The sequence below is a fragment of the Martinezella miluonensis genome, from assembly GCF_900094545.1.
Classification (GTDB): Bacteria; Pseudomonadota; Alphaproteobacteria; order Rhizobiales; family Rhizobiaceae; genus Rhizobium; species Rhizobium miluonense.
In genome coordinates, this window is sequence record NZ_FMAH01000010.1 from 69,079 (window position 1) to 84,945 (window position 15,867).

The 15,867-nt window shown below is 59.8% G+C and carries 13 protein-coding genes; 7 read left to right on the forward strand and 6 right to left on the reverse strand.

Going from position 1 to position 15,867, the window contains the following annotated elements:
- Window positions 1–119: 119 nt before the first annotated feature.
- Complete coding sequence (locus GA0061102_RS11575) at window positions 120–1,379, forward strand: cyclopropane fatty acid synthase (RefSeq protein WP_092847008.1); 1,260 nt, start codon at window positions 120–122, stop codon at window positions 1,377–1,379.
- A 93-nt stretch (window positions 1,380–1,472) separates the two neighbouring features.
- Here the strand turns inward: GA0061102_RS11575 and GA0061102_RS11580 are convergent, their stop codons facing one another.
- Window positions 1,473–1,904: a hypothetical protein gene (locus GA0061102_RS11580; RefSeq protein ID WP_092847010.1), complete on the reverse strand. Its 432-nt coding sequence runs from the start codon at window positions 1,902–1,904 to the stop codon at window positions 1,473–1,475.
- Window positions 1,905–2,171: 267 nt separating this feature from the next.
- Between GA0061102_RS11580 and GA0061102_RS11585 the strand changes: the two genes are divergently transcribed.
- Window positions 2,172–2,981 carry a MipA/OmpV family protein gene (locus GA0061102_RS11585; RefSeq protein ID WP_092847013.1) on the forward strand — a complete coding sequence of 270 codons (810 nt, stop codon included), beginning with the start codon at window positions 2,172–2,174 and terminating at the stop codon, window positions 2,979–2,981.
- A gap of 67 nt (window positions 2,982–3,048) precedes the next feature.
- Window positions 3,049–4,011, forward strand: coding sequence for a 4-hydroxybenzoate octaprenyltransferase (gene ubiA / locus GA0061102_RS11590; RefSeq protein WP_092847015.1), 963 nt, complete (start codon window positions 3,049–3,051; stop codon window positions 4,009–4,011).
- Between the two features lie 123 nt (window positions 4,012–4,134).
- Here the strand turns inward: ubiA and GA0061102_RS11595 are convergent, their stop codons facing one another.
- Complete coding sequence (locus GA0061102_RS11595) at window positions 4,135–4,701, reverse strand: DUF6101 family protein (RefSeq protein ID WP_092847017.1); 567 nt, start codon at window positions 4,699–4,701, stop codon at window positions 4,135–4,137.
- A 317-nt stretch (window positions 4,702–5,018) separates the two neighbouring features.
- Between GA0061102_RS11595 and GA0061102_RS11600 the strand changes: the two genes are divergently transcribed.
- Entirely contained in the window at window positions 5,019–7,526 is a 2,508-nt protein-coding gene (locus GA0061102_RS11600; RefSeq protein WP_092847019.1) for a DUF1217 domain-containing protein, read from the forward strand.
- Between the two features lie 218 nt (window positions 7,527–7,744).
- The gene (locus tag GA0061102_RS11605) at window positions 7,745–10,696 is read left to right on the forward strand and encodes a DNA translocase FtsK (RefSeq protein ID WP_092847021.1); all 2,952 of its coding nucleotides are present in this window, start codon (window positions 7,745–7,747) and stop codon (window positions 10,694–10,696) included.
- 142 nt (window positions 10,697–10,838) lie between these two features.
- Here GA0061102_RS11605 and GA0061102_RS11610 read toward each other — a convergent pair whose 3' ends face one another.
- On the reverse strand, window positions 10,839–11,390 hold the full coding sequence (locus GA0061102_RS11610) for an MOSC domain-containing protein (protein ID WP_092847155.1): 552 nt from the start codon (window positions 11,388–11,390) through the stop codon (window positions 10,839–10,841).
- Between the two features lie 72 nt (window positions 11,391–11,462).
- Between GA0061102_RS11610 and phnF the strand changes: the two genes are divergently transcribed.
- On the forward strand, window positions 11,463–12,197 hold the full coding sequence (phnF, locus tag GA0061102_RS11615) for a phosphonate metabolism transcriptional regulator PhnF (protein WP_092847023.1): 735 nt from the start codon (window positions 11,463–11,465) through the stop codon (window positions 12,195–12,197).
- Window positions 12,198–12,201: 4 nt separating this feature from the next.
- Here the strand turns inward: phnF and GA0061102_RS11620 are convergent, their stop codons facing one another.
- Genes GA0061102_RS11620 through GA0061102_RS11630 form a run of 3 tightly spaced genes read right to left on the reverse strand, consistent with a single transcriptional unit; the run spans window position 12,202 to window position 15,312 of the window.
- The gene (locus GA0061102_RS11620) at window positions 12,202–13,632 is read right to left on the reverse strand and encodes an FAD-binding oxidoreductase (protein ID WP_092847025.1); all 1,431 of its coding nucleotides are present in this window, start codon (window positions 13,630–13,632) and stop codon (window positions 12,202–12,204) included.
- 29 nt (window positions 13,633–13,661) lie between these two features.
- Window positions 13,662–14,636 carry an L-threonylcarbamoyladenylate synthase gene (locus GA0061102_RS11625; protein WP_092847027.1) on the reverse strand — a complete coding sequence of 325 codons (975 nt, stop codon included), beginning with the start codon at window positions 14,634–14,636 and terminating at the stop codon, window positions 13,662–13,664.
- 58 nt (window positions 14,637–14,694) lie between these two features.
- A complete protein-coding gene (locus GA0061102_RS11630; protein ID WP_092847029.1) occupies window positions 14,695–15,312 on the reverse strand; it encodes a DUF6656 family protein in 618 nt (205 codons plus the stop codon).
- Window positions 15,313–15,410: 98 nt separating this feature from the next.
- On the opposite strand from GA0061102_RS11630, the gene GA0061102_RS11635 reads away from it, so the two are divergent.
- Window positions 15,411–15,824, forward strand: coding sequence for an ACT domain-containing protein (locus GA0061102_RS11635; protein WP_092847031.1), 414 nt, complete (start codon window positions 15,411–15,413; stop codon window positions 15,822–15,824).
- The last annotated feature ends 43 nt before the right edge of the window (window positions 15,825–15,867 follow it).

Sequence of the window (15,867 nt, forward strand, 5' to 3'; positions counted from 1 at the left end):
ATGTCACACTCTGGCAGAGTTGTTGCCAGAGTGCCAACGTGTGCGAAAAGCTGCGCTTGCCACAAGGCTGTGAAGCGCTAAAGTTGCCTCAATGTCATGTCATAACATTCGAGGCGTCCATGGCGTCGGTACTTCTCTCTCTCGTTAAGAAGCTTATCCGTAAAGGCTCCCTCAAGCTTATGCTCGCTTCCGGCGAGACCCATATGGTCGGCGACGGAACCGGTGAGACAGTGGCTGTCCGCATTGCCGACCAGCAGGCGGAGGACGCGATTGCTCGCGATCCGACGCTCAAGCTCGGCGAAATGTACATGGAGGGGCGCTTCATTCTTGAGCAAGGGGATATCTATGAATTCCTCTCGCTGGTGAAGCAGAACACCACCAATGAGATCTTTGATTTCCGCATGGCGGCGCTGCTGCTCGGCCGCATCGCCTTGCAGCAGATCAAGAGCCGCTCGCCGATCAACCGCAATAAATACAATGTTGCGCATCACTACGATCTGTCGGCCAAGCTGTTCGATCTCTTCCTCGATGAGGATTGGCAATATTCCTGCGCCTATTTCAATCCGCCAGGCATCAGCCTCTACGAAGCGCAGGTGGCCAAGAAGCGCCATATCGCTGCGAAGCTGCTGGTCGAGCCCGGTCAGAAGGTGCTGGAGATCGGCTCGGGCTGGGGCGGCATGGCGATGTATCTTGCCGAAGCCTATCCGGGCCTCGACGTCACCGGCATCACGCTTAGCGAAGAGCAGCTGAAAGTATCGCGCGACCGTGCGGCCAAGCGCGGCCTGTCCGATCGCGTCCGCTTCGAGCTGCAGGACTATCGCTACCTGACCGGCAAGAAGTTCGACCGCATCGTCTCCGTCGGCATGTTCGAACATGTCGGCATCGGCGATTACGGCAAGTTCTTCCGCAAGGTTTCGGAATTGCTCGACGACAACGGCGTGATGCTGTTGCATTCGATCGCGCGTCCGAAGCCGAGCTACGCCACCAATGCCTTCATCGAAAAGTATATTTTCCCGGGTGGCTATATTCCGTCGATCGGCGAAACCACGCCGCCGCTTGAGAAGGCCGGTCTGCTGACGAGGGACGTCGAAACCCTGCCGATGCACTATGCCTATACGCTCAGGCATTGGCGCAACAACTTCGTCGCCCGCAAGGCCGACGCCGTCGCGCTCTATGACGAGAAGTTCTTCCGCATGTGGGAATTCTATCTGGCAGGCTCCGAAATGGGCTTCCGCTGGGATGAGCTTTTCATCATGCAGATCCAGATCGCCAAGAATCAGTTCGCCGTTCCGGACAACCGCAATTACATCGGGGAGCGCGAGGCGAAGCTGAAGGAATTCGAGGCGACGCGCGCACCTCTGGAAAAGGTGACGTTCTAAGCCTTCGCGTATCAATACGTCGTCGCGCCGGACTATGGGTTTCCATGGTCCGGCGTTTTTGTTCAGTCCTGCCAGTCAGCGAGGATATGAGTACTACTTGACCACTTTGACGGTCAGATTCTCGTCGCTGACTTTACTTCCGTACAACACGGTTACCCGCAGGGTGAATTGGTCGGTGCCGACAAAACCGGGATCGGATGTGTAATATATCGTAGTGCCTTCAACGGGCTTGCCGCTGCAGATATAGGCGTCGCTATCCTTGTCGTATTTGACGTGAACCGTGCCATGTTCGAATGTGACTTTGCCATGGCTGGGCTGCTTGACCACCCCTGTATAGGGGTAGGAGTTGAATGTGCAGTCCCGCTTCACCGACGAAGCCATTCCGAGCGCCGTCTTCTTGCCGGAAATGACTCTGTGCGAATATTGATCCTGCTTGGCGCCGCCGATCGGTGCGCTGACGCAACCTGATAGTACGACGTTTACGCCGAGGAATAGGCCTAGGGAAATCAGGGATGTGGTCTTCATTTGTTTCTCTTTTAGGGACCTGGGGCTGTGAATGGCCATGTACCACAGAGGATAGCTGGCATTACTTATGATTGAGTAGCCTATAGCTTAATTAAATCACCGCGACAGATCGGCGCAGGCCGGAGGATGCCAACTTCAACTTAAATTCGATCTCCCTGCCGATTCAGCTGCTTTTGGTTAAGAAGCCGGTAACGCGATCCGAATAATTTGAAGCAACTCTAGGGCCGCGTGTACGGCCCTTTGTATTGCGTATTATGGAGTTGCATTGTGTTTGCAAAATCGCGCCTTTTTATCAGTTTCGGTTTACTTGTCGCCTCCGCTTCTGCGGCTTCAGCTGGAGACGGCCAGCATTTCTGGTCGGGAAATTGGTATCTAAGCGTCGGGGCGGCCGGTTTCTCGGCGCCGAAATTCGAGGGCGGCAAGCACAACAAGCTGCAATGGCAGCCGCTGGTGTCGATCGGCAGGCAGGGGCCGGGGCCACGTTTCTCCTCGCGCAACGACAATCCATCTTTTGCTTTCATCGAGAGTGATGCCTTTCGGGTCGGCATCGTCGGCAAGTTCGTGCGTAGCCGCGACAGTGGCGACGGTCGCGAGCTTACGGGCCTGAAAAAGGTGAAGTGGGGCCTGGAAGCCGGCGGTTTTGTCGAGGCTTACCCGACCGATTGGCTGCGCGCACGCGTCGAAGTGCGCCAGGGCATCCGCGCTCATAGCGGTCTCGTTGCCGATGCCGCCGTCGATGCCTTCACCGACATTACCCCGGAACTGCGTCTCTCCGGTGGTCCGCGCATGACGCTTGCCACCAACGACTATTTCAACACCTACTACGGCGTCAATGCACGGGACGCGGCGGCATCGGGCCTCAGCCAGTACAATCCGGGCGGCGGCATCAAGTCCGTCGGCGTCGGCGGCGCGCTGACCTGGAAGGCATCGGAAAACTGGACCGCCAGCACGTTCGTGGAATACACCCGCCTGACCGGCCCTGCCGCAGACAGCAGCCTGGTGAGAGAACGCGGCGATCGCAACCAGCTCCTGATCGGCATGTCCGCCAGCTACAAGTTCAACTTCACGACGAACTGAGAAATGAGCGGGGCTGCGACCCCGCCGCCGCTTGACCTTGAGCGCCAGATGTCACTACTACTCGCTCATGCAAAAGACAGGCGACATCAATGGGCGCGTCGCTGACGCGCCTTCCGGCAACTGGGTGTACCGCGTTCTGCCCCCAGGGCTCTGGCCCTATGCGCAGCTTGCTCGCTGGGACCGGCCCATCGGCTGGCAGCTCTTGATGTGGCCGTGCTTCTGGTCGGTCGCGCTCGCCGCCAATGCCTCGATTTCCATGGGGCGAGGTTCGCCCGGCTTCGTGGTGATCTACCATCTCGTGCTGTACTTCATCGGCGCGGTCGCCATGCGCGGCGCCGGCTGTGCCTATAATGACCTGGTCGATCACGAGATAGACATGTCGGTGGCGCGCACTCGCTCCCGCCCGCTGCCATCGGGCCGCGTGACGCGCCTTCAGGCCAAGGTCTTCATTGCCCTGCAGGCTCTGGTCGGTCTTTTCGTGCTGCTGCAGTTCAACTGGTTTGCCGTCATTCTCGGCCTGTTGTCGTTGGGCATCGTCGCGCTCTATCCCTTCGCCAAGCGCTTCACCGATTGGCCGCAATTCTTCCTCGGCCTCGCCTTCTCCTGGGGCGCCCTCATGGGATGGGCCGGCATTTTCGGCAACCTGTCGCTTACCTCGATCATCCTTTACATGGCCGCCATCCTTTGGACGATCGGCTACGACACGATCTATGCGCATCAGGATAAGGAAGATGATGAACTGATCGGTGTGCGCTCGACCGCGCGGCTTTTTGGCGACCAGACACGCCTTTGGCTGGTCGGCCTCTATGGAGCGACGCTGCTTCTGATGCTGATCGCTTTCACATTGGCCGGAACAAGCTGGCTCGCTTATCTCGGCCTGATCGCCGCCGGCGGCATGTTCGCCTATCAGATTGCCGTGCTCGACATCAATGATGGCGAGCAATGCCTTGCTTTGTTCAAATCCAACAACCGGGTCGGCCTGATCATCTTCGCAGGTCTTTTCCTGTCGTTTCTGCTGCTCATTCCCTGACGGCGAAGCGCTTTCGTAAGGTCGCGGACACAGCTCTTCGCTGTAGTCGTAACGATTTCGGCCGCGGGACTGGGTATCCCACGGCCGATCTTTTGCAATATTCAGTTTTTAAGCGCGTGCGGCTTAGTGCCTTGCGATGATCTCGCGGCCTTCGATCTTCATCTTGATGCCGAGCTTGCCGGTGGAGCGGCGCACGAGGAAGCGCGGGCGGCGATCGGCGAAGTAGGAGTGGCGGCGACGCGGCTGGCTGTCCTGCGAGCGGACGCCGCCCAGATGCTCTTCCAGCGGGCGGGCAACGCCGTCTGCTTCGATCATCAGCATCGGAATGCGGAAGGCGTCCGACCAGGAACGCCAGTCGGCAGCGATATCGCTCAGATCGTGAGCAACGAGAAGGGGGATGCAGAGATCCGGATCGGAATGATGCAGTTCCAGGGTGACGGTTACTTCGCCGTCGCCATGGTCGATAGCCCGGGCGGCGACACCCTTGAAGGCGCGTTTCGGCAGGGCGACGGATAGCGGCAGCCCACTGGAGGGCAGGATCTTGCGCAGCACTGCGCCGCGCTCGTCGATCGTGATGGTGACGTCTCCATCGGCACCGCGCATGGCGTAGCTGACCTGTTGGGGAAAGCGCGTCGGATCAAGCCGCAGTGTGGTTCCAGCCCAATCGGGCTTTAGGACGGTATTTGTCATCGATTTTCTACCCTTGCTTTACCTGAGAGCCCGTTTCCCGGCCTTCTCTCGGAGAACTTTTGTCCTCTCGTTGTTGGGCAGATTAGGCGCCGTCCCTTCCGGACAGCTTAAAAATCGAGGTTAAGAAAACTTTGCGTCGTCAAATGGTTAGCAAAGTCGAATGCATCAGGGTTTCCATAAGGTGAACACACGGCAGGGAAGTCGTCTCGATATAGTGCACGTATAGAGTGAGCACGTGTAAGTCTCGGGTAAGGTTTGCATGTAATGATGAAGGCTGGATTCGCCGTCTATATTGAAGATCTATTGGGATTTTGCTAATGATATCCACCTATCTAGGTTATAAGATCACAACCAGAGATATGGCGACCTCGCTCAATCAGGTGGCATCGCAGTCGCAAAACAAGCGTCTGATCGACTATTACAAAGCCAATATAGGCAAAGTAACCAATGTCGATGACTTCCTGAATGACTATCAGCTATACAGTTATGCCATGGAAGCCTACGGGCTCTCCGACATGACCTATGCCAAAGCCTTTATGAAACAGGTGCTGACCAGCAACCTGAGCGATTCCACCAGTTTTGCGAATCAGCTCAACGATTCCCGCTACAAGGCATTCGCTGCCGCGTTCAATTTCGGTACGGGCAGCACGAAGACGGCGCAATCGGGAGCGCAGGAAGACGATCTCATCGGGCTTTATCAGCAATCGTTTACGAATGAAGAGACGTCCGCGGCCACCGAAACAAGCTATTACGCCCAGAACATCGGCTCCGTTAAGACGGTCGATGACCTTCTCGGTAACACGCGGCTGAGAAACTATGTGCTGCAGGCCTACGGCATCGATCCGACCAATGCATCGAATTCCAATCTCAGGCAGATGCTGACGAGCGATCCGAGCGACCCCAACAGCTATCTCAATCAGAATGGCGGCACCGCGGATAAGGCTCTCGCGGCCGAATTCAATTTCAATGCGGACGGCACGGTCAAGGCTTCGACACCGGACAGCGACACCGCCTTTTATCAGGCCAATATCGGGACGGTCACCTCGGTCGGCCAGCTCACATCCAATCCGCGGCTGTTCCAATACGTCAAGACCGCCCTCAACATCCCGGCCTATATCACCGCCGACCAATTCAACGCTTCGGCCGAGGATGCCGGCGTCGCGACGTCGAACGGGCTGACCAATGTCATGGCCCAATTCAATTTCCAGTCGGACGGGACTGTTGCCGCCGGCTCGCAGGCGCAGACATCGGCTCAGGTGAGCGCGACGACAGCGGCCTATACCGCGAACTACGTCGGCGGTCCACAGACGCTCGGCCAGCAGGCCGATGTGATGGGCGCCTACAATTCCACCGTGCCGTCATTCATTACGAGCATCGGTGCGACCGACAATAACCAATATTACAAGGACCATATCGGCTCCGTTACATCGGTCGATCAGCTGACCTCGGATCCGCGCCTCTTCAACTTCATCAAGACCGCCTACGGTATCGATCCGACCACGCCCGCCGTTGTTTTCAAGAATGCTTTCGGCGACCCGACGACCGCCTCCATCTTCGGCCTGACGAACGTCGTCGCCGCGTTCAATTTCCAAGCGGACGGGACACTTGCCGCCGGTCAGGCGGCGCAGTCTCAGAGCGCGACCGACGCGGCCTCGGCGGCCTATATGAGCAATTACAAAACGTCGCAATCGAGCCTGACGACGGATGCGGTCAACAACTACAAAAACCGCATCGCCAGCGTGAAGACCATCAAGGATTTCTTCACGAGCAATACGGCCGACGGCAGCACATCCAACGACAGTGCCCCCGAACTCTACCAGATGGCGCTGCGCGCCTATGGCATCGGCTCGGACGAGGTGACGAAGTCGCAGTTGACGAAGATTCTCGAAAGCGATCCCTACGATCCGAAGAGCTACGTCAACTCGCTCAAGGACTCACGCCTTACCGAGCTTGCAAAGGCCTTCAACTTCGACAGCAAGGGTAACCTGAAGGTTCCGGTTCAATCCCTGTCGCAGGGGCAGATCAACAGCTTTATCTCTCAATATTCCAGCCACACCACCGCCGGGCTCTCAGGCGCCTTGCTGACCAAGGCCAGTAGCGACGCCAAGACCGCCGGCACCTACTTCGCGACCAATATCACCAAGGTTAGCACCGTCACGGAACTCCTGGCCGACAGCAAGCTCACCAATTTCATCCTGACGGCCAGCGGCATCGATCCGAAAACCGTCGATACGGCGACGCTGAAGAAGGCCTTCGCTTCCGATCCGTCCGATGCGAAGAGCTTCATCAACACGGCTGCTGGTGCCAAGTTCAAGAGCATCGTCGAGGCATTTAACTTCGGCACGGATGGCAATCTGACGGATAGCAAGCTCGGCACGGCGCAAAATCAGGGAGCGCTCGCGTCTACCAACGATCTCTACCTGCATCAGACGCTGGAAGATCAGCAAGGCGACACCAACCCCGGTGTGCGTCTGGCCCTCTATTTCCAGCGCAAGGCGCCGAATATCAATTCCGTCTACGACATCATGGGCGATGCGGCGCTTTATGCCGTCATCACCACGACCTATAGCCTGCCGAGCGCGATGTCGTCGATGGATGTCGATACACAGGCCAAGATGCTGGGCAACTTCGTCAAGGTCAGCGATCTGAAGGACCCGACCAAGGTCGACGCGCTGATGCAGCGATTCTCCGCGATGTACGATCTGCAGAGCAATACGACGTCGTCCACGTCGCCGGCCCTATCGATTCTCTCCGGCTCTTCTTCCGGCGTCGGGATCAGCGCCGACACCCTGCTTTCGATCGCGCAACTGTCCTCGGCGAGATAGCGAGCCACGCAAAAAATTTAACGGGTCTCTTTGCCGCGTTTTTTGCGGCAAAGTCGTTTCCGTGCGCCTGTTTGCCTGGGGTTTTCGATGTTGTCGCAGCGGCACAGGGGGCGGGAAATAAGAGCTTTCAGAGGCGTCAGGAAGGAACTTATTAACCATCCTTGCCCTATTCGATTTGAGAAGCCATCGGCAATATCAATGACTGGGTTGCAGGTCTCATGCGTCTTTCCCGAACGACAGTTTCAAATGCGTCACAAGGCGTTCAGCCAGAGGGCGAACTCGACCCGGAACAGGCAGCCGAAGAGGCGCGCCGGGCCGAGCAGATCGCCGCTCGCCGTGCATTCCTGGAAGAGAAGATCCGCAACGCCCGCGAAGCCAAGCGTAGGGCGGAAGAGCAGCGTCGCGCCGAGGAGCTGCGCCGTGCCGAAGAGATAAGGCAGCGGACCGCCGCCGCCCCGAAGCCGGTCGTCGAGGCTCTGCAGGCGACACCCGCGGTAAGCGCTCCGGTAATGCCCGTTTTGCCACAGGGAATCTCTGCGGAAGATCTTGCCTCGCCCGGCTGGCAGAACGCGTTCCTGATGGGGCCGAACGTTCGGTTTACCCGCACACGGGAAAACGAAATCATCAGCCGACGTCCCCCCGTAGAACCTCAGGTCGAGGTGACGCGGCCGGTCTCCGGGCACGCAACGATGCGTCTGATGGAGCCACCGGTCATCGGCTCCACGCCAGCCCTCGTCGCAACCTCGCCGGCGCAGCCTGCCGAGTTCCATTTGCCGCCGCTCGAGGACATGCCTTTTGCGGTAGAGGGTTACATGCCCTCCGTAATTCAGAAATCCCCGGCGAACGAGCCGGACGCATTGGAGATGACTGTTATCGCTACCGCATTTTCGAAGGCTCCGGCGATCGCGCTGGATGCTTCCTCAGTATCGTTGAATGTTCCCGAGTCCGTAGTCGCGCCTGTGGCCGAGTCGCGGCTTGCCCATCTTTCCGATTTCGCCTTCTGGGATGCGATGCCCTTCGACGGCGAATTCGTCTCTGCCGTCAAGGGCGAGCCGGCACAGCCGGTGATGATCCCGCAGCTTCTGGTCGAGGCCGAATCGATCGTTGCGAAATTCCGCGTCGTGGAATGCCGCCGGACGGTTGCAGCCGCAGAGATCCAGCCGGTCGTCGAAATACCTGCTGTGGTCGAGGCCGTTCCCAGCCTTCCTTTGGTGGCCGTCACCACGCCCGACATGGATGAACTCGCCGCATGGGAAGCTGTCGTTCTGGCGCCTGTCGTCGAAGAGATCCCGAAGATTGCCGCTCCGGCTCCCGTCGAGCCACAGGCCGCGACCCTGCCGGAAACATTCGTGCCACCCGCTTTCGTCACCGCCGTCTATGGCGCTGAAGCCCCGCCCTCTGTCGAATCTCGTCCTGCGCCGGTCATGGTCTTGGCACCGATGCCGACCAAGGTCGTAGCGCCTGCGTCGGCAGAACCTGTCGCCAAGGCGGCACCGACCCTTCCGGCCGTCGAAGCTGCCGCCCAGCGTTTGATCGATGCGCCGCCGTCACGGATCTCGCCGCGCCGGCCCGCATCCTTGACGCCGCCCGAGTGGCGCCCGATCGCCCTCAGCGTTGATGGCGAATACGAGCTTCCGCCACGCGAACTGCTGCAGGAACCTGCCATCCGTTCGGGCGTGATCATGACGCAGGAAACGCTGGAGCAGAATGCCGGCCTGCTGGAAAGCGTACTCGAGGACTTCGGCGTCAAGGGCGAGATCATTCATGTCCGTCCAGGCCCGGTCGTCACGCTCTATGAATTCGAGCCGGCGCCTGGCGTCAAATCCTCGCGCGTCATCAACCTCGCAGACGATATCGCCCGTTCGATGTCGGCACTGTCCGCTCGCGTCGCCGTCGTCCCCGGCCGCAACGTCATCGGCATCGAATTGCCGAACGTCAACCGCGAGACCGTCTATTTCCGCGAGATGATCGATTCGCCGGATTTCGAGAAGAGCGGCTACAAGCTGGCGCTTGGCCTCGGCAAGACCATCGGCGGCGAGCCCGTCATCGCCGAGCTTGCGAAGATGCCGCATCTGCTCGTGGCAGGTACCACAGGCTCGGGTAAATCGGTCGCGATCAACACGATGATCCTGTCGCTGCTCTACCGCATGACGCCGGAACAGTGCCGCCTGATTATGGTCGACCCGAAGATGCTGGAACTGTCCGTCTATGACGGCATTCCGCACCTTTTGACCCCCGTCGTTACCGATCCCAAGAAGGCCGTAATGGCCTTGAAGTGGGCGGTGCGTGAAATGGAGGATCGCTACAAGAAGATGTCGCGCCTCGGTGTGCGCAACATCGACGGCTATAACAGCCGCGTTGCCTCCGCCAAGGAAAAGGGCGAGACGATCCACGTCATGGTTCAGACCGGCTTCGACAAGGGCACCGGTGCCCCGATCGAAGAACAACAGGAAATGGATCTGACGCCGATGCCCTATATCGTCGTCATCGTCGACGAGATGGCCGACCTGATGATGGTCGCCGGCAAGGAGATCGAAGGCGCGATCCAGCGTCTGGCGCAGATGGCGCGTGCGGCCGGCATCCACCTGATCATGGCGACGCAGCGCCCTTCGGTCGACGTCATCACCGGCACGATCAAGGCAAACTTCCCGACGCGCATCTCGTTCCAGGTAACGTCGAAGATCGACAGCCGCACCATCCTCGGCGAGCAGGGCGCAGAACAGCTCCTCGGCCAGGGTGACATGCTGCATATGGCCGGCGGTGGGCGCATCTCCCGCGTTCACGGCCCCTTCGTCTCCGACGAGGAAGTCGAGAAGGTCGTGGCACATCTGAAGCTGCAGGGCCGCCCGGAATATCTCGACACGGTCACGGCCGACGAGGACGAGGAAGACGAGGAAGAAGACACCGCAGTCTTCGACAAGGGCGCCATCGCCTCCGAAGACGGTGACGATCTCTACGAACAGGCGATCAAGGTCGTCATGCGCGACAAGAAGTGCTCGACCTCCTACATCCAGCGCCGCCTCGGCATTGGCTATAACCGTGCCGCCTCGCTCGTCGAACGCATGGAGAAGGACGGTCTGGTCGGGCCTGCCAACCACGTCGGCAAGCGCGAGATCATCACCGGCAACCGCAACGGTGGCGGTAATTCGGGCAATGATGATCTCGATTGATTCAATTGGGGGATGATACTGGCTGCGGGCGTCGTGGAGAGTGAGCACCCCCTCTGTCCCTTCGTGACAGAGGGGGTATCAGACGCGCGGCATATTCAGAGCTGATTTCTCCCTATGGGAGCGCATCAGATCGACCTTGATGTCAAACCCGCTCGAGCTTGATATGCGGCAGCGGCGGCAACTCTACACGGATGTCGTCATCAGGTTTGACCCGGCCGCCCTGCGAGACGATGCCCATGATTCCAGCTTTGCGGACCAGGCCGCCATCGGCATCGCGATCGAGTACGGCGTGCAAGAGACCTTTCTGGAAATCGTCGATCTGCTTACAGGGATTGCGCAGCCCGGTGACCTCGACGATCGCCTCGTCGCCGATATGCAGGCTCGTTCCCTGTGGCAGCGAAAGCAAGTCGATCCCTCTGGTTGCAATGTTTTCGCCCATGTCGCCCGGAGTGACGGAAAATCCCTTCTCGGTCAGCTCCTCGAAAAGCTCTTCGTGGATGATATGCACTTGGCGCAGATTGGGCTGGCTTGGATCGACCGCGACGCGTGAGCGGTGTTTTACCGTCACTCCCATATGCGCGTCGCCCTCCACGCCGAGCCCTGTCAGCAGCTGGATATGATCCCGGTTCTGCTTGCTGAAACCGTGCATGTCGCTGCTGCTGACCGCCGTCACATATATGCGCTTGTCGCCCATGCCGAACCCTTCCATAAACGATCCAGATCTTTATAAATTGGTATATACCAATTTCAAGGCGACAGAATTGTGATGGTTGAGAAAAATCGGCAGGGAGAAGGCGTAAAAACCGGTGGCGGCTGGGCGACCGTTGCCGCGGAGCTGCGAAACGCCATTGATGAAGGCAAGCACGCTCCGGGTAGCCGCCTGCCAAGCGAGCGCGCTCTGTCCGAACAGTTCGGCGTCTCGCGGGTGACGATGCGGCGCGCGATTGCCGAGCTGGAGGGGGAGGGGCTGCTGCGCGTGGCGCGCGGAAGCGGCGCCTATGTCCGCGCCGACATGCCTGTTCGCTTCCAGTTGGGTGACAAGGTACGGTTCAGCAAGGATCTGACTGCGACGGATGCTAACCTCACGCGCAAGGTTCTCTCCGCCAGGGAGATTCCGGCCAATGCCGATATCGCTGCGAGGCTGGCTCTGCAGCCAGGCGATGCGGTGCTGGAAATGTGTGTGGTCGCCTATGCCGATGCGCTTCCCGTCTCGGTCGTCATGCGCAGCTGCTCGGCGGAACGCTTTGCCGATCTTGCGGAGAAGTTCGCCGCGACGGGCTCGTTCACAACGGCGCTGAGGGATTACGGCGTGACGGACTACTGGCGTCGCTCCACCGACATCACGGCGCGCATGCCGACAGAGGCTGAGGCGCGCCTTCTGCAGCAATCGCGCCTGACACCGGTGCTTGCCTATGCTGGGGAAGACATCGATGCCGATGGCACGATCATCTCGTGCCAGATCGGCTGCTTTGCTTCCGAGCGCGTCGTCGTAACCGTTTAATATCTCAGACCTTGAGGACCTTCCCCGGATTCATGATCCCGGCGGGGTCGAATGCCGTCTTGATCCGGCGCATCAGGTCGATTTCGATATCGGAGCGGATGGAGGCCAGCTCGTCGCGCTTCAGCTGGCCGATGCCGTGCTCGGCGGAGATCGAGCCGCCATGCTGCAGCACCAGCCCGTGCACAATCTTGTTCATCTCGCGCCAGTGGCCGATGAACTCCGCCTTGTCGGCGCCGACAGGCTGGGAGATGTTATAATGAATATTGCCGTCACCCATGTGGCCGAAGGCGCAGACGCGTGCGCCCGGCATGGCGGCGACAACGGCCCTTTCGGCCTCCGCCATGAATTGCGGGATCTGCGCCACCGGCACGGAAACATCGTGCTTGATCGAGCCGCCCTCCGGCTTCTGCGCGTCCGACATGCTCTCGCGCATATGCCAGATGACCTGCTGTTGCGCCTCGGAGCTGGCGATGGTCGCATCCCGGATCTGGCCCGCTTCGTAACCTTGCTCGAGCAGCGCCGCCATCATCCGCTCGGCCGTCTCGGCGGAATCCGAGGTGGATATATCGATCAGCACATACCAGGGATGCGCCGCCTCCAGCGGATCGCGCACGCCCGGAATATGCCGGGTGGTGAATTCGACGCCGATGCGCGGCATCAGCTCGAAACCGGTCAGCGCCGTGCCGCACAGGCTGGAGGCATTTTTGAACAGTGCCAGCGCGTCATCGACCGACTGCAGTCCGGCAAAGGCGACCTGATGGCCGAGAGGCTGCGGAAAGAGTTTCAGCACCGCGCCGGTGATGACGCCGAGCGTGCCTTCGGCGCCGATGAAAAGATCGCGCAGATCGTAGCCGGTATTGTCTTTCTTCAGTCGGCGCAGGCCGTTCCAGATCTCGCCCGTGGGCAGCACGACTTCGAGGCCGAGGCAGAGCTGGCGCATGTTGCCATAGGCAAGTACGGCGGTGCCGCCGGCATTGGTGGAAAGATTGCCGGCGATGCGGCAGGAGCCTTCGGAACCGAGCGAAAGCGGAAACATGCGGCCATGCTCCGCCGCGGCCTTATGGACATCGGCGAGAATGCAACCGCCGTCGACAACAATCGTATTGCCGACCGGATCGATATCGCGCACCCGGTTCATGCGTTCCAGCGACAGGATGATGTCGGAGCCGCCCTCGCGCGGCGTCTGCCCGCCGACAAGGCCAGTATTGCCGGTCTGCGGAACGATGGCCGTGCCGGTTTCACTGGCGAGTTTCAGGATCGCCGAAACCTCCTCCACCGAGCCGGGCTTCAGCAGCATGGGCGAAGCGCCGTGATAGAGCCCGCGATTTTCCACCAGATGCGGTGCGATCTCGGCGGGGTCCCGCACGGCATGTTTTTCGCCGACGATGGCGGCGAAGCGATCGAGGAGGTCGGAAGAGGGGGCGGAGCTGCTCATGGCGTGTCCTTTGCCGATAGGTCGGGCGATTATTCTCTGGGTGCAGCTGCGCGGCGCAGCCGATCGTTGATGGCCTCGCCGAGGCCCTCGTCAGGAATATGCGAAAAAGCAATCGTCGCAGCGCCGGTGGCATCGGCGCGCTTCATGAAGTCGAAAAGATTTGCGGCGGCTTCCGAAAGATCGCCGCTGGCGCTCAGATCCAGCACGGCAACGGCATTTTCGCTTCCGGCAATATCAGGCATGCCAAAGCGGATCAGCGCCTCGTTTGAGGAGACATCCGTAGCGTCCAGCCGCACCGCTGCCCCCGGTGCATAATGCGAGGCAAGCATGCCGGGCGCCTCGATGGCAGCCGAGGCCTTCTTCTTGCGCTTCAACGGCTTGCCGGCCACTCGCTCGATCTCGCTTGCTGCGAGGCCGCCGGGCCGCAGGAGACGCATCTCGCCGTCCTCGACCTTGACGATGGTCGACTCCACGCCGACGACCGAAGCGCCGGCATCGAGGATCAGCGTGATCCGCTCTCCGAGATCGTCATCGACATGATCGGCACTGGTGGCGCTGATCTTGCCAGAGGTGTTGGCGCTCGGCGCGGCAAGGGGACGGTTGAAGGCGCGGATCAGCTCGCCGGCAAAGCCCTGGGGCACGCGAACGCCGACCGTGTCGAGCCCGGCCGTTGCCAGCGGATGGATGCCGCTTTCTGGCCTGAGTGGCAGCACCAGCGTCAGCGGACCAGGCCAGAAGGCTTCCGCGAGCTTGCGGGAAACGGGGTCGAAGACCGCGTAGCGTTCCGCCATGGCGAGATCGCTCATATGGCAGATCAGCGGATTGAAGCGCGGCCGCCCCTTCGTCTCATAGATACGAGTAATGGCAGCCGGGTTGGTGGCATCGGCAGCAAGCCCGTAGACCGTCTCCGTCGGCAGCCCGATCGGCAGCCCTTCGGCGAGGGTTGCCGTCGCGACGTCGATTGCCGTTTGCGGATGTTCGAGAATGTCTATGTGTCGTGCCATGGCCTGCCTGCTTGCAGTTCAGGCCGTTCTTATGCTTTTCGAGTTTTCGGATCAATCGTCAAAGCTGGCGAATGATGTCGCGAAGCTGTTCGTTGCGGGCGCCCAGCAGGAGAACATTGCGGATGGCGATCTGCGGATCGTGCGTGTGGAACAGCACGCCGTTGCCGCGAATGTCGCGATTGATCGTCAGCTTCTTGTCTTCCGCTTGCCTGTCCGGATGGACAGCGACGGCGAAATACATCCGCGAATATTTCAGGCTGATGTCTTCGAAGAAGTTCTCTTCCTGGCCGATACGGGCAAAGAAATTGGCGATATAGAAGGCCCAGTTCACTTCCTCATACTGCGCGAACTGCGTGCGCGCGGCGGTGACGTGGCAATAGCCGAGATGCGGCGTGTCCTTCAGCGTGTGATGGAAGATGAGCTTGGGGAAGCGGATGGATTTGTGAAAGCCGTTCAGTCGGTCGTGGGTCTTTTCGCCGGCGCTTAGCAGCTTCTGCGCCGTGCGCTCCGCTACCTCTTGGTGAGTCATGTATCGCCGCTCTTCGGCAAGCCAATCTGGCCTGTCACGATTGATGCGACCGGTGCGCAGGAATTCGCTATGCCCCGTCGTCGATACCGCTGGGGCCGGCTCGGGGTCGGCAGGCTTCCCAGTGTCGAAATATCTGAGTTTGGCCATGCCGGGTCTCGCTATAGAGGTCTGGAGACTGCATGATAACTAGCCTGGCTTGAGCCGGGCTTAACTACGCCGCCTGCGAATTCTCGGGGAGATCAAAAATGTCCGGAATAACCGATCTCAAGCTGCTGCTTTCCAGCATGAAGCCGAATCTCATCGAGGGCGAGTTCATCTATTGCAGCGTGCCGGCGTCTGCTCTCGGTGATCATATGAAGCTGGAACCCGTAGGCATTTTCCGAGAACGGGAGGGCGTGACCCTGATCCTTCCTCTGGAAACCGCCCGGCAGGCCGGGCTTCCGACTGCGCCTGCCATGCGCATGATCACGCTCGATATCCATTCCTCGCTGGAGGCCGTCGGTCTCACCGCTGCCTTCGCCACAGCCTTGGGAAATGAGGGTATCAGTGCCAATGTCGTCGCCGCCTATTATCACGACCACATCTTCGTCCCATCGAATGATGCTGACCGTGCGATGGCGGCGCTGCTCGCTCTTTCCGCTGCACAGGCGTCCCATTGAGCGCCCGCGGCCGACGATTCTGTCGCAATTAGAATAAAGCGTC